This window comes from Proteiniphilum sp. LBM24028 (assembly GCF_056629195.1).
In genome coordinates, this window is sequence record NZ_CM152817.1 from 197,879 (window position 1) to 221,301 (window position 23,423).

The following is a 23,423-nucleotide window of genomic DNA, read 5'->3' on the forward strand; positions in this document are numbered from 1 at the left end:
CAAATCTTAATTGACAATACTTGCCATGGTCTCCAGCTTCTTTTCCGTTTCCTTCCATTCATCCCTGCAGTTGGAAGAGGAGATTAAGCCGCTACCGGCAAACAAAGTAAGCGAACTTTTTCCGATTTCCATACACCGGAGGTTTACATAGATATTTGTTTCGGCCATTGGTTCCAGCATACCGAGAAATCCGGTATAATAACGACGGTCATATCCTTCGTGATCCAGGATAAACTGGAAAGCCTCCTCTTTGGGCAGACCGGAGACAGCCGGGGTGGGATGGAGCGCCTTTAACAGGGTTCCGATTTTCGATTCATCGGGAAGGGAAAAGTTGAAATCGGTTCGCAAATGTGCCAGGTTACCCGCTTTGGAGGTGTAGGGACCATTTATTTCCGGTGTGATTTGAAAGGAGGAGAGCTGGTGTAGCAGGTAGGAGGTAACCAGATGTTGTTCGCGCAGGTTCTTGTCGTCCCACGAAACAGCTCCGGAGTGAGGATAACGTGTGCCCGCGAGTGCCATTGTCTGCCAGCTGGTGTTTCCTCCCGACAGCAGTATTTCGGGTGTGCTGCCCAACCAGGTGCCACTTTGGGGTGTGTGAAACAGAAAAACACAAGCATGGTCGTATTTCTCTGCCGCCAGAAAAAAAGCATGGCCCGGCGAAAAACCCTTTTTCCTGACGATGTCCTTACTCCTGGAGAGTACCAGTTTTGTTATCGTTCCATTGGTCAGAGGCTGGTGAAACCGCTGAAACAGTTGCAAATATTCACCTTTATCTATATTCTTGTGTTTCACATTCTTCCGCTTCCCCGATTGTTTTTTTACAAGGGAGGTTTCCACCTCGGCGAGATCACGGCAATCGGGACGAATTATGATCACCGGTGTTTCGTCTGATATCCGGAATGGGGCAATCACGAAACCGGTCTGGCCGTTTAATTTATCCATGTCGCTGGTGAGGGCGGGTGTTCCCGATGTTTGCATCACAAAACGTGGCAACGTTTCACCGGGCAGCCTGAAAATAGCGAAGCATGCATCCTGGTCAATCAGTGCATCAAGTATCTGATGCGCGTGCAGATCTCTCATCGCTTTTTCAGAATGCTGTTTACCACCCGTACGGAAGAAACCAACTTGTCGGTTGAGGTAAAAATATCAATATTCCATACATGGATGGAGCGACCTCTGTGTATGATCGTGCCCACGGCCCGCACCTTGTCACCCTCCCTCACGGAAGAGACATGATTGCAGCTTACCTGTATGCCTGCGGGCATCTCATCCGCTTCACACAGGAGAAGCGATCCCTGTCCGGCTACCGACTCGGCGAGGGCCAGCGTGGCTCCTCCGTGAAGGATGCCAAATGGCTGGCACACGTGTCTGTCGACCGGCATTACCGCTTCCGTACGTTCCGGAGAGAGAAGCGTAAACTCGATTCCCAGGGTTTCCATCAGCGTTGAAGGACTGCCGATATTGATTCCGTCATTATTTTCATTCATGCTCTGTTATCTTATTCACTGCAAAAATAATGATAACTTTAGCATGCTGCTATTAAGATTCATTAAAAATAATTCCGGAAGCCGTTTCTATTTCACCCGGATGGTTTTTGGAGATGCAGATACCTCCTTGCTACCGTGGACGATTTCATTGTGTCACGGTAAAACTTGCTTCATTGGAATTGTCCGTGGAGTTTTGCGCAACCCACAGCTTGAAGTCCCCGTGCTCTGTTTTCTTCTTCATGTCGATTCCATAGAAAGCCAGATCTTCAGACAGGAGCTCAAATGAAACCTGCTTGCTCTCACCTGCTTTCAGGTTTATCTTCTGAAAACCTTTCAACTCTTTTACCGGACGTGTGACGCTGCCCACCAGATCGCGGACATATAGCTGTACAACCATATCCCCATCCCTGGTTCCGCTATTCTGCAGCTTGGCCGTGACGGTAATCCTGTCATTGGCCGCCTTCATGGATGATTTGTCGAGTTTTACATCACTGATACCGTATGTCGTGTAACTCAAGCCGTATCCAAACGGATAGAGCGGTGTGATGGACGTATCGAGATAGCTCGATTTATAGTCGATTTTTTCGTTCGAAAGATCCACGGGCCTGCCGGTATTCTTTTGGTTGTAGTAGATGGGAATCTGCCCCACATTTCTTGGGAACGACATCACCAGCCTTGCCGAAGGGTTGTAGTCTCCGGCGATCACATCGGCAATGCCGTGCCCGCCTTGCGTCCCGGGGAACCATGCCTGGAGGATTGCATCCAGGTTTTCATCTTCCCATGAAAGGTCAAGCGGACGTCCGCTCAGCGTGATTAAAACAATAGGCTTGCCGGTTTCTTTCAGTGCTCTGAGTAGTTCGCCCTGCGGTTCCGGAAGACGAATATCTGTTCGCACCGCTGCTTCGCCCGACCAGTTGAAATCTTCTCCCATTGCGGCGATAATCACGTCGGCCCTGCGTGCGGCGGATACAGCTTCGGCAATCTTGCCCGGTGTGGTTTCCGTAATCGTGGATCCCGCTGCATACAGAATCTTTACGGTGCTCCCTTCGTATTTTTCTGTGAGTCCCTTCAGCAGGGGCACACTTTTGTTCCGGTCGCCCAGACCGGCCCATTCGCCGTTCAGGTTGACTGAGTCATTCATCAGCGGGCCGATCAGCGCGATGGTTTTTCCGCTCTCTTTTGTGATGGGGAGAATTTGATTGTCGTTCTTCAGTAGCACCACCGAAGAGGCGACAGCCTTGCGTGCCGTCTCCATAAATTCGGACGTCATGGTGTTCTGTCTTGCCCGTTCTTCATTGAGGTAGCGGTAGGGGTCATCAAAAAGGCCCAGCAGAAACTTCATCTCCAGGATACGGCGGGTGGCCGTGTTTATGGCTTCTTCCGATACTTTCCCTTCTTTAACCGATTGGGTGAGGTATTTAATAAATGAAGCACCGGTCATGTCCATGTCAATACCGGCATTGACAGCCAGCTCAGCTGCATGTTTCTCATCTTCGGCCACGCCATGGGGTACCAGCTCGTTCGTTCCGGTATAGTCGGTCACCACAAAGCCGGTAAAGCCCCATTCTTTTCGTAATACCTCTGTCATCAGCCACTTGTCTGCCGTAGCAGGAATCCCGTTGATCTCGTTAAAGGAGGCCATCATGGTACCCACTCCCGCATCTATCGCTGCTTTATAGGGAGGTAAATATATATTTCTAAGCGTGTGTTCCGACAATTCTGCGGGGTTATAATCCCTCCCTGCTTCCGCTGCTCCGTATGCTGCGAGGTGTTTTCCTGTGGCAAGCAGTGTGGTCGGTTCATCAAGCCTGCTTCCATTTCCACTGCCTTGAAAGCCGATGACCCTGGCCTCGGCCACTTTGCTACCCAGGTAGGGATCCTCTCCCGCACCCTCCATTACGCGACCCCAGCGGGCATCTCTACCAATATCCACCATGGGGGCGAAAGTCCAGTTGATTCCGTCAGATGCCGCCTCAATGGCTGCGATCTCAGCGGTTCGTCGCATCATCTCCAGATCCCACGAGCAGGCTTCCGCCAGCGGAATGGGAAATATGGTCTTGTAACCATGGATCACGTCCTGACCGAACAGAATGGGAATACCCAAGCGGGTGGAATCTACGGCAAATTGTTGAAAACGCCGGATTCCCTCCACGGAGGTGGCATTGAAAATGCTACCAATCAATCCTTTTTTCAGATAGGGTTGAAAATCATTGGACATTACCGGGCCGGTGATCGACCAGTTGGCGGAGAACTGGGTCATCTGGCCGATTTTCTCTTCGAGCGTCATCAGTTTCAGTACGGAATCCACCCGCCTTTCTATCTGCTTGTTTCGGCTATAACTCTGCCACTTGCCTGACTTCTGAATGTTGCCTGAGGGTGATCCGCAGGATACAAGCGCAAATACTGCCAGCAAACATGCAGTGGAAATTAAAATTTTCTTCATATCTTTTGTTTTTTGTCTTGCATCTTTTATCTCTCTTCAACCGTGAATCCCAGTTTTTTCAATCCCTCCTGAATCTCCGGGGCCCCCATAAATAGTTTCCACAGCAATCCGGTCCGGTAGTTTTCGATCATCGGCGCGATGGTCAGCTGGTCGATGGCCAGATAACGCTGCGGATACCAGTTGTCCTGTATGCTGAACGCATCATAGAAACCATATTGACCCCATATCCGGTTGCCCAGATCATTATAAAAATGCTTCAGGGCCCTCATAGACTGGTCCGGTGTATAAGGGAAGCTGGACAAGGCGGCTGTAGGAGTGATTACCCCGCGGTCGTTCTTCACCGGCATATGTGCCGTATATCCATCTACGGTATAACTTGCGGTCAGCCCCCAGCAGTTATCGCCATACCCCTCATATCCCCCGGGGTTCTCCACACAATATTCGTAATTGATAAGAGCCTGATTCCTGTTCAGTTGCCAGTAATCGGCATATTGATCTTTTAACCCTTTCGGACTCAGTCCGATATAAGAGTAGTGTGCCCAAAAGAGTGGACCTCCATATTCTTCAGCACCATTGTGTTTCAAAATGAGCGGATAACCATATGCCTCATTCTTGCTGGTGATTGCTCCCCCGCGAGCCCATCCGTTATGGTAGGCCGATGCCGGAATAGGATGGGTGGGGGAGGAGGCTGCCAGGATATAGGTGATCAGACATTCATTGTAACCTTCCAGCGGGAAATTCATTTCCCAGTTGTATTCCGGGCTCCAGTGCCAATAGAGCACATCCTGTCCGTTCAGGTACCAGTCCCATTCCATTTCTCTCCAGAGTGTATCAATCTTTTGTGACAGCTCTTTCTCCCTGTTGTTGCCATTTTTGAAATACTCCCGCACGATAAGCAGTCCCTGCATGAGGAAGGCGCTCTCAACCAGGTCACCTCCGTTGTCTTTTTTGCCAAATGGTTTGGTCTTTCCTGTGGGTCCGTGAATCCAGTGTGACCAGACACCATGGTAACGGTCGGCGGAAGCCAGGTAGTCTGCTATCCGGTGTAATCGGGCCACGCCCTCTTCGCGGGGGATAAAGCCCCGTTCCATGGCTACGACAAGTCCGGCAAGACCGAAACCGCTTCCCCCTGTAGTAATTACATCCTTATCGTTCTGCGGATATTCCCCATCCATATGTATGCGTTCCGGTGCGAGGCCTGATGTGATTTCCGCACCTTCCCACATATAGTTGAAATGCGTTTTCTGGATGAAGTTCAGAAATTCATCGTCAGATACAAAGGAGGCAGGGCGCCCATTCCCGGCCCTCTGCGCTTGCTCTTTTTTATTGTTGTTACAAGCTATCAGAAAAAAAGTGCCGACTACCAGAACAATGTTTAATAAATATTTGTGATTGTTCATTTTCCTATTATTTTTTTATTTGTTGGAACATCCATGACATGAAATCCGGCTTGTTAAAAGCCGGGTCCCAGCTGCCATGATTCACTCCCGGAAACTCGATATATTCAACATTGGCTCCTTCGGCTTTCAGTTTCATAAATGCTTCACGCGAAAACCTGACGGGTACCACCGAATCGGCATCGCCATGAAATATACGAATAGCTGTTTTTGAACTGAAGTCATTGAGCCTGTCCGTATGGATCCCGCCACAGATGGGAATTGCCGCGGCAAAAAGTTCCGGGAAACGACAAACCATGTCGAAGGTGCCCATTCCTCCCATAGATAGCCCGGTGATATAAATTCGATTTTTATCCACCGGATATGTGTCAATAATTCTGTCCAGCAGCTCCTTAGTCAATGCCAGCGGTCTTGATATTTCATCATTTGCCGGAAAAGGGTTTTCCTGCTGAAAGCCATCCGGCCTTTTGTGGGCAGGCCAGTATGAATCTGACGGACATTGAGGAAAGAGGACAAAAGCGGGGTACTTTTCCCTGTTGACCGGGTTGGTAAACATCATTCCCCCGTGGGTCAGCTGCGTCCTGTTGTCGGCCCCCCTCTCGCCTGCCCCGTGGAGGAAAAGCACCAAAGGATATTTTTTACCATCCTCCACCTGCAGGGGATTCAATTGGCGATAGAGTAACGTATCTCCTCTTCGGGATACATAAGCCAGAGAGTCGTACTCCTTATACTGAGCTGTAGCAGTCATTACTACAGTAAAGAGTATTAAAAACGAGATTTTAAAATTTTTATATTTCATACGATTAAAACATTTTTTTGTAATATGGTGTATGGAACTCGCTTTAGTCATGATCTTGTGTGATAATGATTTTGACAAAGTCGATTACTTCGTAATTCATGCTCGTTTCATACGATTAAAACATTTTTTTGTAATATGGTGTATGGAACTCGCACTTAATCATGTTCTTGGGTATGAATGATTCTTATGCCCGTTTCATCATAAGATCATTATTTTTTCACCCACAGATCATTCAGGACAGAGGATTAAAGGAAAATTGAAATCCCAAATTAGTCAGGCCTCTTTGAATTTCAATATCGTTCATCAGTATGTTCCAAAGCAGAGAACTCCGGTAATTTTCGATCATAATAACTATTGGCCCCTGGTCGATGGCAATATGTTGGCTATCGAACCAGCCCACGGAAAGATTAAATGCGTCTGTAAATCCGTAGTCTGACCAGATCTTGTCTCCCAGTTTGTAGTAAAAAAAACGGAGAGCCTTCATTGATTCTTCAGGCGTGTAGGGCATAGATGCCAATGCGGCTGTGGGAGCAATCACGCCTCTGTCGTTGGTTGGAGAGTGGGCACTGTATCCCTGGTTTCCGTCACTGGCTGTCAATCCCCAGCAATATTCACTGTATCCGGTATACTTCTTCGGATTGTCTGCACAATAGAGATGATTGATTAACGAATGATTCCTGTTCTGTTCCCAATAGTCGGCATAGCGATCCTTCAATCCTTTTGGATTTATTCCCAGAAATGAATAATGGGCGAAAAAGAGAGGGCCTCCTGTCTCGGGACCCAGAGGCAACCGGTGACCATAGTATGTGGTATTGTTAATCATATTGCCGTTGCGGGCCCACCCCTGATCATATACCTCTTTCGTAATCGGATGCGTGGGTGATGCCGCTGCGAGAATATAGGTGATAAGAGATTCGTTCCATCCTGAAACTTTCATATTCATCTGCCATCCGTACTGTGGGCTCCAATGCCAATAAAGCACATTCTCGCTCTCCTTTTGGAACCACTTCCAGTCAATTTCTTCCCATAAAAGAGTAATCTCATTCCTTAGCTTTATCTCCGCAGGTGTGGATCGACTGAAATATCCCCTTGCGGTCAGCAAGCCCTGGAACAGCAACGAGGTTTCTACCAGGTCGGCTCCATTGTCATATGTGCTAAAGGGTAATGTAGCGCCCGTCTCACCGTGAATCCAATGAGCAAAAGCCCCGTGATAGCGGGTTGCTTTACTTTTCAGAAACGCCACAATTTTCTCAATACGAAACAGCGCTTCGTCTCTTGTGATAAAGTCTCTTTCTACTGCTACAATCATCGCCATTACTCCAAATCCTGTACCGCCGGTTGTTACGGTATTGCCCGATGAACTTCGTTCGCGAGCCATTCCGCTCACGGGGTGTCCGAAGTCCCAGAAGTAGCGGAATGTCTGTCTTTGTACCAGGGTCAGCAGTTCTTCGTCGGAGATACGTGGAAATTTATCCGAGCCATCCATTCCGGTAGAGATAGAATATACTTTGCCGGTAAGAATGCGATTACCGGAGATTGCATATAATCCTCTGCTGATTTCCAGCCGATAGGAAGAGAATGATTCCAGTTTGTCTGCTGTTTCAATCTGCACGGATTGACCATGCAGTATGAAGTTCAACTGTACCGGTTCTCCTGTGGACTTTCGCAGCGTAATATTTTCCTCCAACATGTCGGGCTTCACAGATTCTGAAAATACCAGCTTTATCACCAGTTCAGGATTCACGTCCCTGTAGGATGATGCGTTTACCTCTCCATTAATCTCGATACTTTCTAATTGAAAAGGTTCAGACGGTATTTCCTCATCGCTCTTGCCACAGCCCGAAAATATACCTGTACAGATTATCCCAATAAAAGCGTATACTGCTGTCCTTATTTCCATCATATTCCGTCTTATTCAATTTTGTAACGTGTCATCCGATTGGGATTTTACTTTTTTTATCACCACAAAAAATAAAAACACCCATACACCGTCGGCTCATTCAAGGAAATAAGCCGACGGCGTGATTGAAAGAGCAGTCCTTGGTTTTACTTAGCAGCCAATTGTGCAATCTCTGAAGCAGGCAACGCCTTGTTGTAGATGCGCAGCTCATCGATCTGACTCTGGTCGGAGAGGTGGCCCCATTCTGTGAAGCGGGGTGCTCCCGAGCCGATCGACATGATGTCACAACCATTCCAGCTGATGCCGGTGAAGGAGATCGACTTCACCTCGGTGCCGTCCATGTAGAAAGCGGCCTTGTCCGGGGTGAGGACCAGTGCGATATGAACCCACTTCGCTGCAGTCGGGTCGATGTCAGCCAGTTGGGCTCCGTCGAGCCAGCTGTCGGCCGTGCCGTTGCCGATATTGGCTTTGACGCGCTGCTTGCCATTTGCATTTTCGCGGAAGATGCGGATGCCGGCGGTGCGGTTGTTCTGTGCGTTGGCCGGCTTGCCCTCATGCGGGGGGGCGATCGTCAGGATGCCCGCCCGGTCGGGGGTGGCGTTCACCTTGTACCAGAAGGTGAAGGTCATGGAGCTGCCGAGGGGTGCAGCCATGTTGGCCACATCGAAGGTCAGGTAGCTGTTGGCGGCACCGGCATAGGCTTTGCCGCTCTTGCCGCCGGCAAAGGAGGGGCTGCCCACCACGGCTGCCTCCATCAGGCTCTGGTAATCCTCCAGATCTTCGTCGAAGGAGAGGTAAAACATCTGTCCATCGGCACCGATGGGCGGTGGCGTGGGCTGCTCGGGAAAGTTGAAGGGAGGGTTTTGTCCAAGATCCTGGAAGCAGGAAGTAAGGATAATCCCGCTCATCATCAGGATAAGATATATTATTTTCTTCATAGGTCGGTCTTTTTAATAGTTGGGATTTTGTATCAGTACCCCGTTCGATTTGTCTACTTCGGTCTGTGGTAACGGCAGTAATGCATGTTTGTCCTGATAACCGGTTTTTCCTGCTGCATGCAATACTTCACGTGCAACGCCCCAGCGTACCAGATCATAGAAGCGGTCAAATTCCATCCCTAATTCTACCCTGCGCTCGTGCCGGATGGCTTCGCGCATCACCGCCTGATCGGCAGTGGTTACCTTGGGCAGGAGGGAAGCATTTGTTCCGCGTGCACGGGCTCTCACCATCTCCAGATAATTCCCGGCTTCCCCCGTTCTTCCCAGTTCATTGGCAGATTCGGCTGCCATCAGTATCACGTCGGCATAACGAATGATGCGGATGTTGTACCAGTGACCTCCCTTGGTATAAGTGGCCCGCAGGCTGGGGTTGGTGTAAGCCTTCTTGTTATAGTACTTGTTGGTCACATCGGCGTTGGCGATTGGTTTCTCCCCATAGGGTTGATTGGCAGGGATGGAGGAAGGATCGCCCCCGGTCTTGATGAAGTAGAGCAGTGTTTCATCCTTTCGGGGATCTCCTGCCTCAAAAGCATCAGCCATCAGTTGGGTGGGTGTATGCCAGCCCCATCCCAGGTTCCATTCGCCGGCACCTCTGACACCCTGCACCTGTGCAAACTGGCTGCCGATATCATTAGAGCCAGGTTGTGAGGGGGTGGCGGTACATTGCAGCTCAAATACAGATTCGCTGCTGTTCTCTCCGGTTTCGCGAAAGATCTGATTGTAGGGGGTATTGAGATTATACAGACCAGACTGTATTACGTCTACGGATGCAACATTCATATTATTCCAATCGTTTCTCATCATATAGGTTCTGGCATGCAAAGCTCTGGCAGCACCCCAGGTAAGCCGGCCGGTGTAGACCGGAGCCCATTCCTTCGGCAGATGCGCTTCAGCTTCTGTAAGATCCGCATCAATAAGTGCATAGATATCTGTTGCCGGTGATTTGGGGATATTGGCCTCCTCGGCATTCACGATCCGGAAATCGATCTTGGGTACATCACCGAAGGCGCGTACGAGGTTGAAGAAGGCGTATGCACGGAAGAAGTGGGCCTCGGAACGATTGATCAGATCTCCCTCCGAGAGGGTTCCGTTTTTCGTCTCTGCCTGCGTAATATCATCGAGGATCTTGTTGGCCAGGATAATGATCTCATAGTTGGCGGTCCAGTAGGAGCTGATCAGGCCGTTGGTGGCAATATATTCAAAATCGTCGAACATCCTGCCGTGGGCAGCCCCGTCGGCAGCGGTACTCCCTTTTTCGGCATCTTCTGAACGGAAGGCGTGTATTGCCAGGGCCGTGGTGCCGGAGGTGACATGAAAGCCGCGAATTTTGGCATAAAGGGTGAACACATCGGACTGAAAGGAGCCGCCGCTACCTTCGTCGCCCTCGACCCATTCTCCCTGCGGCTTCTGGTCCAGCAGGTCAGAGCAGCCGGACTGTGTCACTGTGGCCAACACTGCGATTAGTATCCAGAGATATATTCTATTATGTTTCATACTTATCTGCGATTAAAAAGTTAAGTTTAGTCCAAAGGTGTAAATCATCGGCATGGGATAGGTACCGCCATCGATACCGAATGCCAGGGCAGAGCCGCCGATTTCAGGGGTATATCCGGTATTCCGTGTCCAGGTCTTCAGGTTCTGCACATTGGCGAAGAGCCGAAGCGACTTGAGATATACTTTCTGCAGGAAGTCGGCCTCAAAGGTATATCCCAGCTGCACGTTGCGGATGCGGAAGAAGCTACCATCCTCGATGAAGTAATTGGAGTTAATCAGGTTGATGGATCGTGAAGGGTTGAGGATCGGCTCCCAGTTGGAGGTGCCTTCGCCGTGCCAACGGCCCATGCGGTTGGTCAGGTAGTTGAGTTGTGCATAGGTGGGATCGTCCCATGTGCGGTAGATCTCGTTGCCATATACTCCCATCATTTCCACGCCGAAGTCGAAGTTGCGGTAGTCCAGGTTGAGACTGAGCCCATAGGTAAAATCGGGTGTCGGGTTACCGATCATGGTACGGTCATCCTGTGTGATGGCTCCATCGCCATTTACATCCACAAACTTCAGATCACCCGGTGCCACGCTCCCCACGCTGTTGGGGTAATAGGTTTTCACATCTTCCCTGTTCTGGTAGACGCCGGCCACCTTATATCCGAAGAAGTGTCCCACGGGATAGCCTTCCAGAGATCGGGCAATCCCGTTGGCGGCAAAGATGGCATCATCCGGTCCGCGACCCAGCGAGAGTACTTTGTTGTCAATGGTGGTCAGGTTCCCCGAGATGGCGTAGTTGAGTCCATTGCTACCAAGCTTATCGCTCCATGAGGCTGAAATCTCCAGACCACGGTTACGTATCTCGCCAAGGTTCTCCAATGAGTTCTTGGCTCCGGAGAAGCCAGACAGCATTACAATGATATCTTTTGTGGTTTTATCATAAAATACCGGTTCCAGGCGCAGGCGGTTGTCGAGCAGGGTAATCTCGAAGCCGGCCTCCCAGGCGTAGGTCTTCTCCCAGTTCAGGTTCTGGGGTAGATATTGTATCGAGTAGCCGGTGATGATATTGTCACCGAAGACGGCACTGCCGGTACTTTCAAGTCGCGGGTAGGTGGGGTAGTTGTAGCCACCGGTGTTCTGACTACCCAGTACACCCCATGACCCTTTGAACTTCAGGTAGTCAATCAAAGACTGATCCTTCATGAAATTCTCTTCCGAGGCGACCCATCCGGCGCCGAAGGAATAAAAGTTGTCCCAGGTATTGCCTACCGAGCGGAAGACCGAGGCTCCATCGCGCCGGTAGGAGGCGTTAAAGAGGTAGCGATTCTGGTAGTTATAGAGTGCCCGCAGCAGGTAGGACATGGTGAATCGTTTGTACTGGCTGCCATTGTTGGACATCGACTTGTTGGAGAGCGAGGATATCCACCATTTGTTGATGTCGTTGTCTGGCACGGAGAAGATGATGTCTTCGATGTTCTGGCTACGGGATGCGCCCAACAAGGAATACTCGGTGAAGTTGGTGGTGACACCCGCGGTGGCGGTCAGGTTGTGGCTGCCAAAGGAGTTGTCGTAGGTGAGGATATAGTCACTTTGAGCCACAGCTCGGGTCGATTTGGACTGGGAGACCGATTCACTGGTGGTGAGGTTCTCCGCACCCCCGATGTCCGGGTTGTAGACGGTGATGATGGGACTGAGACCACGATTCTCATTCACCGCATAGTCGAGTGAAAAGGTGCTCTTGAAGCTGAAATGGTTCAGAAAGTCCACCTCACCGTAGATGTTACCTGCCGCGCGATGGTTCATAGCGATGGAATGGTTGGCCCTTGTCTCTACATCGATCAGGGGATTCCATACCTGTGCCCGCTGAAAATCGGGCAATGTGTGTAACAATTCACCTGTTTCGTTATAGATGGGAGCGATCGGTGCTGCCTTGATGGCTCCGCTTACTCCCTTGGCGTCGGTGGGTTTTGTCCGCGAGGCATTCACCTGGTAGCCAAAACGAAGTGCACTGCTTACACTGTATTCACTGCTCAGGTTGAGTGTCAGACGTGAGTACTCTTCATGCTTGATGTTACCTTCTTCAGCGGTATAGCCGATGCCGAGGTAAAAGCGACTCCTCTCACCCGAGCCGGTGATGCTTACGTTGTTATTGGTCAGGAAACCTTGCTGGAAAATCACATCCTGCCAGTCGGTATTGGCCTGCCAGTCAGTGTAATCAAAGCTTCCCAGCCCCTGGTTGATCCGCTGTTCGTCGTACAATTCGCGGAACTGTGCCGCGTTGGTCATCGGCATCTTGTGTGTAACCTCTTTAAAGCCGAGTGAGCTGTTGAAGTTTACCACGGTCTGTCCTCTTTTTGCCCGTTTCGTGTTTACAATGATGACGCCATTGGCACCGCGTACCCCAAAAATTGCCAACGAAGAGGGGTCTTTCAATATTTCCATCGATTCAATGTCTGCGGGATTCAGATAGTTTATGTTATCGGAAAACAGGCCGTCGACCACATACAAAGGGGAATAACCGTTAATAGAGTTTGTGCCCCGGATCCGCACCTCCGGATCCTGTCCCGCGCGACCGGAGTTTACAATCTGTACACCGGCAACTTTGCCCTGTACGGATGACAATAGGTTTGTTGTAGGACGGTTGGCAATCTCTTCGGCATTCACACTGACAATGGAGCCGGTCAAGTCTCTTTTCCGGGCGGTGCCGTAGCCGATCACGACCACTTCCTCCAGCGCCTGTACATCTTCCGCCATGACCACATTCACCAAGGTCCGTCCGTTGAGGGATTCTTCAATCGTTGTCATCCCGATGTAGCTGAAGACAAGGGTCGCATCCGCCGGTACATTGGAGAGTGTGTAAGTTCCATCGACTCCGGTCACGGTGCCGAGGGTCGTTCCTTTCACCAATACGGTAACCCCTATAGCCGGGTCTCCCGTGGCTCCTTCCGTCACCGTTCCGGAGACGTTTATTTGCTGCTGTGCAAATAACATCATGGTGAACAGCAGGAGATTTAAAACTGTTGCAATTTTCAATTTCATGGATTCATAATTTTTGTTGAAAAAATCTTCGACACAAAATAATAAATTGCTTTCCGTCTTGTAAAATATATTGCCTCTTCAAAAATACTTTATGTTGTAAAGCATGTTTTTAAAGGATACTTTTTTACTACGTCGATAAGGTTAAAGTTTCAGATTATTAATTTATTATGAATTAGCATTTCGATAAGTGTATAGTATCCATTTATTCGAATTTTATCATAAAATCGACCAGATTTTCGGCTTCGTTGAGATCCAGCTTTTTTCGTAGCCTGTATCGTGCAGCCTCTACTCCCCGGATGGAGATGTTCATCATCCCCGCAATCTCCTTGGAAGAGTAGTTCAAACGGAGTAGTGTGCAAAGTTTTAGATCTGATGGGGTGAGTGCGGGGTATCTCTCCTTGAGCTTTCGGAAGAAATTTTTGTGGATGAGGTCGAAGTTTTCCTGGAAGACGATCCATGCATCCTCTTCCGATAAGTTTTCTCCAATCATTGTCACCAACTCATTTCCTTCGCTGCGGTTGATTTTGCCTGTCAGCATACAGGATTGAATCCGTGCACGCAGATTTTTCAGAAATTCGGTATGATTGATAATCATCATGGTGGCGCTGGCCAGCTCCTTGCCTTTATAGGTGAGATCCGACTCCAGCTTCTCATTACGCAGTGCAGTAATTTCTTTTTCCTGTTTGTCAAGTTGTGCGAGCCGCCGGTTTTCCTGTTCAGAAAAAAGTTTGTTTTTTCTTTCGACTACTTTTTGTACATGATTTTCAATGAGAAGAACGGTGATAAATAAGATGAACAAGACATAGGAGAGATATGCCCACCAGGTTTTATACCATGGATTTTTAATCCGGAAGGTAAAACCGACCGTGGATAGTACCGCTCCTGAATTATCCCGTACACGTGCCTTCATGATATACTCACCGGCCGGCAGGTTATTGTAGGATATGGAAAGATCCTCGGCTGTATTTACCCATCTGCTATCGTAGCCGTCTAAAAAACATTCTACCCTGAATACATTTTTAGAATATTCGGGATACATAAACTGAAAACCAACGTCGTTATGCTGATAAGCAATAATTGCTTTTTTTCGTGGATCAAGATAGGAGGTTTGGTCATTTTTTCTGTCATAATACTCTGCTGACGAGAGGTATAAGGTGCTTCTTTTTTGTTTTGGCCCTTCAGTAAAAATATATCTTCCTATACCCCCATTCAGACAGAAATAGGTAGTCTGTTCATCGGCCACATACACATTGGCTCGTCCCATGTTGGGAGGATTGTTAAGAATGCTGTAAGGTATGCGATCGACCAGCCTGTATGTGTCTCCGGAGGAAGATACCAGGGCATACTCTGTGTTGCGGATGAACCAGTGTAGCGTATCGTTTATGGAGACAATCCGGTAGGTATCGGCAAAATCGGGCAGATACCTGTTTAACAAGTCATACGGAATAATTTTTCCGTGTATGTCGTCATAAGTGTAAAAACGGTTCCCGTCGGTAAACACGATACGTCCTTTCAGTTTCATTACCTTTACAGGATCGGGTAGTGCTGTTTTCGCACTATCGAGCGACTGGTAATTTTCAATCTCCACGACTTTTCGAAGTGCATTGTCGAGCCGTAAACGATAGACTCCCTTGTACATATGTCCGGCCCAGATGTTTCCGGTGTGGTCTGGCTCAAGGTTTTTGATAAGGTCCAGGAATCCTTCTGCCCGGTGGCTGAAAATCCACTTGCCGGCCAAAGTCTGGGTATATATGTACAATGAGGTATATGTTGATTCAAGAAGAACATTTTTCCCGTTGATGACTGCCTGTTTTATATCCATCCCGCCGGTCTGGGCTTCCGGAATCACTTTTTCCTTGCCGTTCTCAAGAAGTGAAGTACCCAAATTGTGACCGACGAAGATCTGATTCCCGAAAGTTCTGATGAACCATGCCTGAGTATCGAACTCTGGCAGGCGAAAGAAGTTTTTCTCAGCTTCTGAATAATGATAAATTCCCTGGTTTGTGGCCACATAGAGGTTGTTCCGATGGAAAAGGATATCCTCTACCAAACCTATCTGTACATCGTTAGGTTCAAAAATAGTAAAAGGCGATTGGGTTCGAATGTATGAGATGCCGTTGTCGAGGGCTACCCAGATGTTGTGTTCTCTGTCGCTGTATAAAGCCAATATGGTATTATTGTTCAGTCCGCTGCTCCGGCTGACATGCCACAGTTTGTTCCCTTTCCTGTCAACGGCGTAGAGCCCGCTGTTGAGTGTTCCGAATATATATTGTTCATTGGCCGAAAAAATGGCCCGGTTGATGATGGCTCCCGTTAAGTCCGGCTCTATGGATGTTTTCCAGGGGGTAAGTGTCTGTGTATCCTCTGAAAACCGGTAGAGGCCGCTTTTAGATGTTATCAGTAGGTATTCATCATCGAAAGGTAAGACCGCCACCACATTGTCATCTTTAAGCTGATCACGTGTCAGAATGTGGTGAAACTTGTCTCCGTCGAAACGATAGAAATCGTTGTTGATTAACTGTGCAAACATGTCATCGCCAACGGGGAAGAAATACAACACTGCCGGATGAGGGCTCAGTGTGGTTACCTTCTTCCCGTCATAGGCGAAAACAGCTGAAAACGACTGGAAGTAGATATTGCCCTTGAAGGGATGAATTGTCCATATTTCATCGTTGTGAAACGTGTAATCTTTTACCAGACTTTTGACAGAGTGGTAAATAAGTTGATTTTTTTCGTCGTACTCAAAATACCCGAACTCTTCGAATGAACCCACGTAAATGCGTTCAGGTGAAGCGTCCGAATCGATATAAATTGATTTTACGGAAAGATTGTTTGGTAGCTTGTGCAGTTTCCAGTTTATCCCCTCAAAACTTAGCAGTCCGTTGTTATTCCCTACATAGATTACGCCGTTGCTCCCCTGTGCAACAGCCCAGTTCTGGTTCCCTGCCTTGTAATTGCCAGTCGTATAGTTATAAACGGGAGGTATGAAGGGGATCTCCTGTGCACGGCCCGTGAGGCTGAGCGCGGTGAGCATAACGGTGATGAGTGCCGTGCAAAAATATTTTTTACTGGCTGATTGCCTCATGATGCCGGAAATACGGTGGGACAGATGGTTTACTTTTTCTCCAGTAAATGGGCGATTTCTTTTTCAGTTAATACCTTTACATTCGTGAAGAGAAACCGGGAATCCAGAAAATTACCATATTGGTTACATTCTGTGACAGCGGCGTTCAGACTCGATTTTGCATCTTTCTCGAAAGAGAAAAGCATCAGTATGGTGAAATAATTATCTTTTATTTCAAACTTCTCAATTACGATTTCGGCCTGTTGCAGTTGAAATGAGAATTCGCGTTCCACAATTTCTTTCTGCAGATCCGAAAAAAACTGTCTGTCCTGGGTTGTGAAGAGGGAAAAAAAACGAAGTTTCTTGTCATGACCTCCCAATCCGGAGGAAATATAAACCTGCTGATGTCCCGACAAGTCTGAGCTCAGTACAATCCGGCTGCTGACCAGCGCCATGGAGGACCAGTGGGACAATTCGGGTTCCAGCGGACTACTGTGATAAGTCTCTATGGAGCGGTATGCGCCCACGTCGGGAATTGAAGCCAGTAGTGTCAGACTTCGCTTCTTACGTTCAATCGATTCATTGGGTGAAAACAATACTGCTACTTCCTCATCACGTACAAAGGGGTTATTCTCCCTTCGTAACCGGTCGAAATACCGGAAATAGTCCATCTGTTCCTCAATAGGTACCAGATCCTCGAGGATGTGAAACGTGTCTATTCCCTGTTCGTTCAGCGTTTGTCGTAATTTGGCCAGTAGATCGTCCTGTTCGCTCATATATGCAAAGATATGATATTTTTTGCAGTTCACGAAAGGGGATCTGTCAAAATATTCTTTGCTGTCGTTCCTGATTTGCTTAAATTTCATCAATTTGACCCTTTATTCCTCGGAATTGTATAAATTCGCATCATCAAACTGAAGAGACTCCTCCAATGAAGATCAGAATAGTCAATTTGTCAGAACATCCCCTGCCGCAATATGCAACCGTTCATTCTGCAGGTATGGATTTACGTGCAAACCTTGCAGAACCGGTGGTGCTGAAGCCACTCGAACGGGCATTGATTCCCACCGGTATTTATATCGAACTGCCTGTCGGATATGAGGCGCAAATCCGCCCGCGCAGCGGCCTGGCAATAAAGCACGGAATTGGTATCGTGAATGCACCGGGAACCATTGATGCGGACTACCGGGGTGAGATCAGGGTCATCCTGGTCAACCTCTCGAATGAAGACTTCGTAGTCAACGATGGGGAACGTATCTGTCAGATGGTTATCGCACAGCATATAACTGTGGAATGGGAGCAGGCCGACTCGTTGGAACAAACGGAAAGGGGCGCCGGCGGGTTTGGACATACCGGCAAAAAATAATAACCGAATCAACAAAAATGATCTATACTAACGTATTTCACAGACAACTATTCTCTTTATTGTCGTTTTGTCTTCTCGCGGCTGCAGCACTCATACCTCTGAAAGTGTCGGCACAGCAGGATACGGCAGCGTTATCCCTCAGCGAGGAAGAGAGGCGCAAATTCGATTTTTTTTTCTATGATGCTTTGAATGCCAAGGCACAGGGACGTTACGATGAGGCAATGGATCTCTTTCAGCATTGTTATGCGCTGGATTCTACCAATGCCAATGTGCTGGTGGAACTAGGTACCTTCTACAATCTCCTGCAGGAGAAAAATAAAGCTCTGGCGTTTCTCCGGAAAGCGGTACATTACGATGCTTCCAACTATTACTATAACATGATGTTAGCTGGTCTGAGCAAGGAACTCGGCTTAAAGCAGGAGGTAGTAGACATTTATTCTGCGCTGGCCGAGCGACATACCGATAAACCCGAACTTCAGTTTGAGCTGGCGAATGCCTACGCCGATAACGGCGAGCTTCAGAAGGCCATAGATATACTTGATACACTGGAAAGGAGCATAGGGATATCAGAAGGAATCACGTTGAATAAATACCGCCTTTATTCACTGATGAACAACAAGGAACAGGCTTTCGGAGAAATTCAGCAGATAATAAATAAGAATCCTGCAGATCCTAGATATCTTATTCTCATGGGTGACCTTTATCTTGAGGATAATCAGTCTGATAAGGCACTTCAGTATTACGAGCAGGCAGGTCGGATCGACCGGAATTATCCGGCACTTATCCTTTCCATGGTCAACTATTACGAAAAAACAGACAATAAAACGGCGGCACAAAGCGAATTGCAGCAAGCCATCACCGGTACTTCACTCGATGTAGAGACCAAGTTGCAACTCCTCACACGGTACCTTGGAGTTTTGCAACAGCGAAAGGAAGATCTCAAACAAGCCAATTCCTTATTTCATAAACTTTTCGAACAATATCCCAACAATACGCAGCTGAACATGATATACGGGAATGTACTGATGTTGCAGAATGATACGACCGGTGCAATGAAACAGTTCGAGATTTATACAAAAGATAATCCTGACGATCCCGCCGGCTATGACCAGATGCTCCGGATTATTCTGCAGAAGGAAAATATGGATAAGGTCAGGGAAATAACGACCGAGGCCCTGAAACATCTTCCTCAGGAACCTCAGTTTTATTTTTATCTGGGAGCCTCATATTATCAGCAAAAAAATTACAAGGAGGCACTGCGCGTGTTTGAAGAGGGACTGAAGCAGGCAGTCATCAGCAATCCTTTGCTGGAGTCGGACTTTCATGGGCAGATAGGAGATCTGAACTACTTTCTGGGAAATAAAGAGACCGCATTTCAAAGTTACGAAAAAGCGTTAAAATTGAACCCTCAGAATCTGTCCGTTTTAAACAATTACAGTTATTATCTGTCATTGGAAAAGAAGGATCTCGATAAAGCCGAACAAATGAGTGGTATCACTATTAAGGCTGAACCAATGAATCCCACTTTTCTCGATACCTATGGTTGGGTATTGTATGAGCAGGGTTCATACTTCATGGCTAAAATTTATATTGAGAAAGCCATTGAGTACAGTAAGGAAAATCCTTCGGCCGATGTGCTTGAGCATTATGGTGATATCCTTTACCGGACAGGAGATAAGGAGAAAGCACTGGAGCAATGGAAAAAAGCAAGGGAGCTGGAGAGCGATTCCGACACCTTGGATAGAAAAATTGAAACGGGTACACTGTAGGTATTCCCATAATAAATAACTAATTCACAATTAGCGTCATGCGTTACAAACAGATTTTATTCATCTGCCTTTTATCAGGCCTTTTTTTCACTGCTTGTAAATCCCGGCAGCAGATGGTCTATTCTACATCTCCCGTGGAGGAAAAGGCACATAACCAGCTTTTTAATGATATTATTACCAGCGAATTTAAGTATAATACATTTAGTGCGAAGCTGAATGTGAATCTCACCAACGGTACAAAATCACTCAATTCAAGGGCGAATATCCGCATTGTAAAAGACAGGGCATTACAGATTTCCGTACAACCACTTTTCGGGGTGGAGATGTTTCGTTTTTATATCAATCCCGATACGATGATGGTGGTAGACAGGATGAACAAACGCTATGTAATGGAGTCTATTGTATCCTTGAAAGAGACATATCCCGTGGGTTTCGATTTTTACACCATGCAGTCGGTGTTCACAAATGCACTTTTTGTGTCGGGAAAGAATCAGCCCGAATTGCCCGATTACAGGAAATTCAACTACACCAGGACTTCCGATCTATGCTATTACATGACCTCCAAGGATGCTGAATCGGGAATCGATTATTCCTTTACGGTAAACGGGGACGACCGCATTACCTTTACTCATCTGATGCAGTCACAGAAAAAACAATCATTACAGTGGGGTTATCATAATTTCACTGCAAAAAATGATCTTGTTTTTCCCAGTAAAATGAATATAACTCTCTCTTCATCATCGCGCAAAGTGAATGCAGAGCTGCTTTTCTCAGATATTGTCACCAATGAGCCACTTCAGCTGACTATGAGCGTACCGGCGGGATATACGAAAACTACTGTCGACGAAATAGTTAAAATTTTTTCCGGAAACAAATAGAATGAATATGACGACCCCTGTCACAGAGGAAGTTGTTTCCCTCAGTTGCCCATCGTTTTCAGAATAAAACAATCGTATGAAACGGCTTTTTATCATTTTTCTTTGTATTGCAACGGTTTTTCTTTCAAATTCTCAAACTCCGCAGATTGAGCGTTTGCAAAAACAACAACAGGCGTTGCAGGAAGAGATAAAGAACACGAACAGACTGTATCTCGACGTCAGAAATCAGACGACTTCCATTCTTGATCGTATTAATCTTATTAATAAACAGATATCTTCCCGCAAAGAACTTATTAATGCCCAGAGGAAGGAGATAACGGCGCTGCAACAGGAAGAGTTGCGGCTGGAAGCTGAAATTGAACGGCTCAACAAAGAGTTGAAACAAAAACAGGAGAATTATGCCAATGCCATACAGGGGATGCTGAAACACAATGTGAGCCGGAACAAATTATTCTTCATCTTCTCAGGAAAATCTTTGGGTGAGTCGTTGCGTAGAATGCAATACCTGCGCGAATATTCGAAGTGGCAAAAGTCGCAGGCTGAAGAAATAAGGAAGCAAAATGCAGAAATTGCCGTCAGAAAAGAAGCGTTGGTGAAAGCAAAGTCCGATAAAGAGAAAGCCTTATCTGCACTGCAGGCTGAACAGCAACGGTTACAGAGCGAAGAAAAAACAAAGCAGTCTGAGATGACTGCTGCCAGAGGACAACAAAGGCAACTTCAAAAAACGTTACAGGAAAAGCAAAACCAGGCGAACCAGCTGTATAACCAGATTGAAAAGCTGATTGCAGAAGAGGTGGCACGGCAGGAGAGGGAGGCAGAGGTCAAAAGACGGGCCGAGGAGATGGAACGTCGCAGGAAAGCTGCCGAACAGGATGCCAGGACGCCACGTGAAACTGAAAGTAGCAGGAAAACAGAAGAAACAATTTCATCTTCCGGAGAGAAGGAGGCTTCCCGTACCACTACCCCTGCGCCCCGCATAGAAGCAGACAGGAGCAAGAGCACCGATGAAACATTTAATTTGTCGAAGAATTTTGCTGCCAACAAAGGTAAACTACCATTACCGGTCACCGGTACAGCTTCGATTGTGGGTAACTTCGGTGCCAAAAAACACAACGAGTGGAACGTGACGACTAACAGCAACGGGATAGACATTCAAGCGCAGAAAGGAGCCAGCATCCGGACCGTTTTTGATGGAGAGGTGTCAAAGGTATTCTCTTTTCCTGGCTCAAATACATGTGTCATTGTACGGCATGGTGAATATTACACCTTTTATGCCAATATCTACGATTTGTTTGTAAAGCAGGGCGATAAAGTGAAAACAGGACAATCATTGGGACGCATTTTCACCGATCCCGATACCAATGTCTCCGCCATGCATTTCCAGTTGTGGCAGAAGACAACCAAACTAAATCCGGCGCCATGGCTCAATAGAGAGTAGATAGGTGGTTATTCGATAGTTATTCGCTCAATAAATAATACATATATGTCGTTAAAAATTCGGCTGATTATCATGAATTTCCTCCAATTTGCTGTTTGGGGGGCTTACCTTACATCCATGTCCCGTTATCTTGGTCCAGCCGGACTGGGGTCCCACATTGGTATATTCTATTCCGTACAGGGAATCGTTTCCATCTTTATGCCCGCCATTATGGGCATCATTGCCGACCGGTGGGTGCCGGCACAAAAGCTGTTGGGAGCAAGCCATCTGCTGGCCGCCGCATTTATGCTTGCAGCTGGGTTGTACGGCCTCAATACGGATAATGGCATCTCCTTTTCAGTATTCTTCACGCTTTACACGCTGAGTGTGGCATTTTATATGCCCACGCTCGCACTATCCAATTCTGTTGCCTATACTATTCTGGAGAGAGGAGGAATGGATACCGTCAGGGCTTTTCCCCCCATCCGTGTTTTCGGTACCGTTGGTTTTATCTGCACCATGTGGTTGGTCGATGTAATTGGTTACCAAACCTCGGCAATGCAGTTTGTAGTGAGTGCTGCGATCGGTATTATTTTGGCGGCCTATGCCTTTACACTTCCCAACTGCCCCGTAAGCACCGACACAAAAGATAAAACACTGTTCCAGGCATTGGGCCTGGATGCATTTAAGTTGTTCAGACAAAGGAAGATGGCTTTATTTTTTATCTTTTCCATGTTTTTAGGAATTTCCTTGCAGATTACGAACGGATTTGCCAATCCATTTATTGCCAGCTTTGAGGCGATACACCAATATGCAAATACCTTTGGAGTACAGCATGCCAACATATTGATTTCACTGTCGCAGATATCAGAAGCCCTTTGTATCCTGCTGATTCCCTTTTTTTTAAAACGTTATGGAATCAAGAAAGTAATGCTCATTGCCATGCTTGCATGGGTGCTTCGTTTTGGTTTTTTCGGTATTGGAAATCCCGGAAATGGAGTCTGGTTGCTAATCCTTTCCATGTTGGTGTATGGCGTGGCGTTCGATTTTTTCAATGTTTCCGGATCGCTATTTGTCGACAAAGAAACACCCCATCATATTCGCGCCAGTGCACAAGGAATGTTTATGCTGATGACCAACGGAATAGGAGCTACCGTGGGGACTCTTGGGGCACAATGGGTCGTGAATCAGTTTACGCAGTGGAAAGATGTGTTGGTCAACGGGCAAACAAAATCACTGATGGTGGGAGAATGGCAGAGTGTATGGTTTATTTTTGCCGGATATGCTCTCGTGGTCGCCATCCTTTTCACAATTTTTTTTAAATACAAACATGTACAGCAGAAATAATAGCCGGTGATTTATATGAGTTTTTATATTTTAACAA

At 47.4% G+C, this 23,423-nt stretch carries 15 protein-coding genes and 1 pseudogene; 5 read left to right on the top strand and 11 right to left on the bottom strand.

Annotated features, from left to right (window positions below):
* Nucleotides 1–6 precede the first annotated feature (6 nt).
* From AC1HCU_RS00780 to AC1HCU_RS00830, 11 genes and pseudogenes are all read right to left on the bottom strand, one after another.
* Nucleotides 7–1,080, bottom strand: a complete 1,074-nt coding sequence (locus tag AC1HCU_RS00780; protein ID WP_480367880.1) for an isochorismate synthase — start codon at nucleotides 1,078–1,080, stop codon at nucleotides 7–9.
* Nucleotides 1,077–1,442, bottom strand: a pseudogene (locus AC1HCU_RS00785) (PaaI family thioesterase); the annotation flags it as partial. The pseudogene AC1HCU_RS00785 and the gene AC1HCU_RS00780, both read right to left, overlap by 4 nt.
* A gap of 190 nt (nucleotides 1,443–1,632) precedes the next feature.
* Nucleotides 1,633–3,930 carry a glycoside hydrolase family 3 N-terminal domain-containing protein gene (locus tag AC1HCU_RS00790; RefSeq protein ID WP_480367883.1) on the bottom strand — a complete coding sequence of 766 codons (2,298 nt, stop codon included), beginning with the start codon at nucleotides 3,928–3,930 and terminating at the stop codon, nucleotides 1,633–1,635.
* Between the two features lie 26 nt (nucleotides 3,931–3,956).
* Complete coding sequence (locus tag AC1HCU_RS00795) at nucleotides 3,957–5,330, bottom strand: glucoamylase family protein (protein ID WP_480367884.1); 1,374 nt, start codon at nucleotides 5,328–5,330, stop codon at nucleotides 3,957–3,959.
* Between the two features lie 7 nt (nucleotides 5,331–5,337).
* Nucleotides 5,338–6,126: a carboxylesterase family protein gene (locus AC1HCU_RS00800; RefSeq protein ID WP_480367887.1), complete on the bottom strand. Its 789-nt coding sequence runs from the start codon at nucleotides 6,124–6,126 to the stop codon at nucleotides 5,338–5,340.
* 232 nt (nucleotides 6,127–6,358) lie between these two features.
* Nucleotides 6,359–8,029, bottom strand: a complete 1,671-nt coding sequence (locus AC1HCU_RS00805; RefSeq protein ID WP_480367889.1) for a glucoamylase family protein — start codon at nucleotides 8,027–8,029, stop codon at nucleotides 6,359–6,361.
* Between the two features lie 143 nt (nucleotides 8,030–8,172).
* On the bottom strand, nucleotides 8,173–8,964 hold the full coding sequence (locus tag AC1HCU_RS00810; protein WP_480367892.1) for a LamG domain-containing protein: 792 nt from the start codon (nucleotides 8,962–8,964) through the stop codon (nucleotides 8,173–8,175).
* Nucleotides 8,965–8,976: 12 nt separating this feature from the next.
* Nucleotides 8,977–10,518, bottom strand: coding sequence for a RagB/SusD family nutrient uptake outer membrane protein (locus AC1HCU_RS00815; protein WP_480367894.1), 1,542 nt, complete (start codon nucleotides 10,516–10,518; stop codon nucleotides 8,977–8,979).
* A gap of 12 nt (nucleotides 10,519–10,530) precedes the next feature.
* Entirely contained in the window at nucleotides 10,531–13,545 is a 3,015-nt protein-coding gene (locus AC1HCU_RS00820; RefSeq protein WP_480367896.1) for a SusC/RagA family TonB-linked outer membrane protein, read from the bottom strand.
* Nucleotides 13,546–13,747: 202 nt separating this feature from the next.
* Nucleotides 13,748–16,630 (bottom strand): triple tyrosine motif-containing protein, encoded by a 2,883-nt coding sequence (locus tag AC1HCU_RS00825; protein ID WP_294068621.1) that lies wholly within the window; start codon nucleotides 16,628–16,630, stop codon nucleotides 13,748–13,750.
* Nucleotides 16,631–16,659: 29 nt separating this feature from the next.
* Entirely contained in the window at nucleotides 16,660–17,475 is an 816-nt protein-coding gene (locus AC1HCU_RS00830; protein WP_480367899.1) for a hypothetical protein, read from the bottom strand.
* A 65-nt stretch (nucleotides 17,476–17,540) separates the two neighbouring features.
* Here AC1HCU_RS00830 and dut point away from each other — a divergent pair, with 65 nt between their 5' ends.
* The 5 genes from dut (at nucleotide 17,541) to AC1HCU_RS00855 (ending at nucleotide 23,386) form a co-directional block, all read left to right on the top strand.
* The gene (gene dut / locus AC1HCU_RS00835; RefSeq protein ID WP_286880345.1) at nucleotides 17,541–17,975 is read left to right on the top strand and encodes a dUTP diphosphatase; all 435 of its coding nucleotides are present in this window, start codon (nucleotides 17,541–17,543) and stop codon (nucleotides 17,973–17,975) included.
* Between the two features lie 17 nt (nucleotides 17,976–17,992).
* Entirely contained in the window at nucleotides 17,993–19,744 is a 1,752-nt protein-coding gene (locus tag AC1HCU_RS00840) for a tetratricopeptide repeat protein (RefSeq protein WP_480367901.1), read from the top strand.
* Between the two features lie 113 nt (nucleotides 19,745–19,857).
* Entirely contained in the window at nucleotides 19,858–20,622 is a 765-nt protein-coding gene (gene lolB1 / locus AC1HCU_RS00845; protein WP_286860622.1) for a lipoprotein insertase outer membrane protein LolB1, read from the top strand.
* A gap of 76 nt (nucleotides 20,623–20,698) precedes the next feature.
* Nucleotides 20,699–22,060, top strand: a complete 1,362-nt coding sequence (locus tag AC1HCU_RS00850) for a murein hydrolase activator EnvC family protein (protein ID WP_480367905.1) — start codon at nucleotides 20,699–20,701, stop codon at nucleotides 22,058–22,060.
* Nucleotides 22,061–22,105: 45 nt separating this feature from the next.
* Nucleotides 22,106–23,386, top strand: coding sequence for a nucleoside permease (locus AC1HCU_RS00855; protein ID WP_286860624.1), 1,281 nt, complete (start codon nucleotides 22,106–22,108; stop codon nucleotides 23,384–23,386).
* Nucleotides 23,387–23,423 lie beyond the last annotated feature (37 nt).

Bases quoted from the DNA above. Each gene is read 5' to 3' on its own strand.
- AC1HCU_RS00780 (WP_480367880.1), bottom strand. From the start codon at position 1,080: ATGAGAGATCTGCACGCGCATCAGATACTTGATGCACTGATTGACCAG.
- AC1HCU_RS00790 (WP_480367883.1), bottom strand. From the start codon at position 3,930: ATGAAGAAAATTTTAATTTCCACTGCATGTTTGCTGGCAGTATTTGCG.
- AC1HCU_RS00795 (WP_480367884.1), bottom strand. From the start codon at position 5,330: ATGAACAATCACAAATATTTATTAAACATTGTTCTGGTAGTCGGCACT.
- AC1HCU_RS00800 (WP_480367887.1), bottom strand. From the start codon at position 6,126: ATGAAATATAAAAATTTTAAAATCTCGTTTTTAATACTCTTTACTGTA.
- AC1HCU_RS00805 (WP_480367889.1), bottom strand. From the start codon at position 8,029: ATGATGGAAATAAGGACAGCAGTATACGCTTTTATTGGGATAATCTGT.
- AC1HCU_RS00810 (WP_480367892.1), bottom strand. From the start codon at position 8,964: ATGAAGAAAATAATATATCTTATCCTGATGATGAGCGGGATTATCCTT.
- AC1HCU_RS00815 (WP_480367894.1), bottom strand. From the start codon at position 10,518: ATGAAACATAATAGAATATATCTCTGGATACTAATCGCAGTGTTGGCC.
- AC1HCU_RS00820 (WP_480367896.1), bottom strand. From the start codon at position 13,545: ATGAAATTGAAAATTGCAACAGTTTTAAATCTCCTGCTGTTCACCATG.
- AC1HCU_RS00825 (WP_294068621.1), bottom strand. From the start codon at position 16,630: ATGAGGCAATCAGCCAGTAAAAAATATTTTTGCACGGCACTCATCACC.
- AC1HCU_RS00830 (WP_480367899.1), bottom strand. From the start codon at position 17,475: ATGAAATTTAAGCAAATCAGGAACGACAGCAAAGAATATTTTGACAGA.
- dut (WP_286880345.1), top strand. From the start codon at position 17,541: ATGAAGATCAGAATAGTCAATTTGTCAGAACATCCCCTGCCGCAATAT.
- AC1HCU_RS00840 (WP_480367901.1), top strand. From the start codon at position 17,993: ATGATCTATACTAACGTATTTCACAGACAACTATTCTCTTTATTGTCG.
- lolB1 (WP_286860622.1), top strand. From the start codon at position 19,858: ATGGTCTATTCTACATCTCCCGTGGAGGAAAAGGCACATAACCAGCTT.
- AC1HCU_RS00850 (WP_480367905.1), top strand. From the start codon at position 20,699: ATGAAACGGCTTTTTATCATTTTTCTTTGTATTGCAACGGTTTTTCTT.
- AC1HCU_RS00855 (WP_286860624.1), top strand. From the start codon at position 22,106: ATGTCGTTAAAAATTCGGCTGATTATCATGAATTTCCTCCAATTTGCT.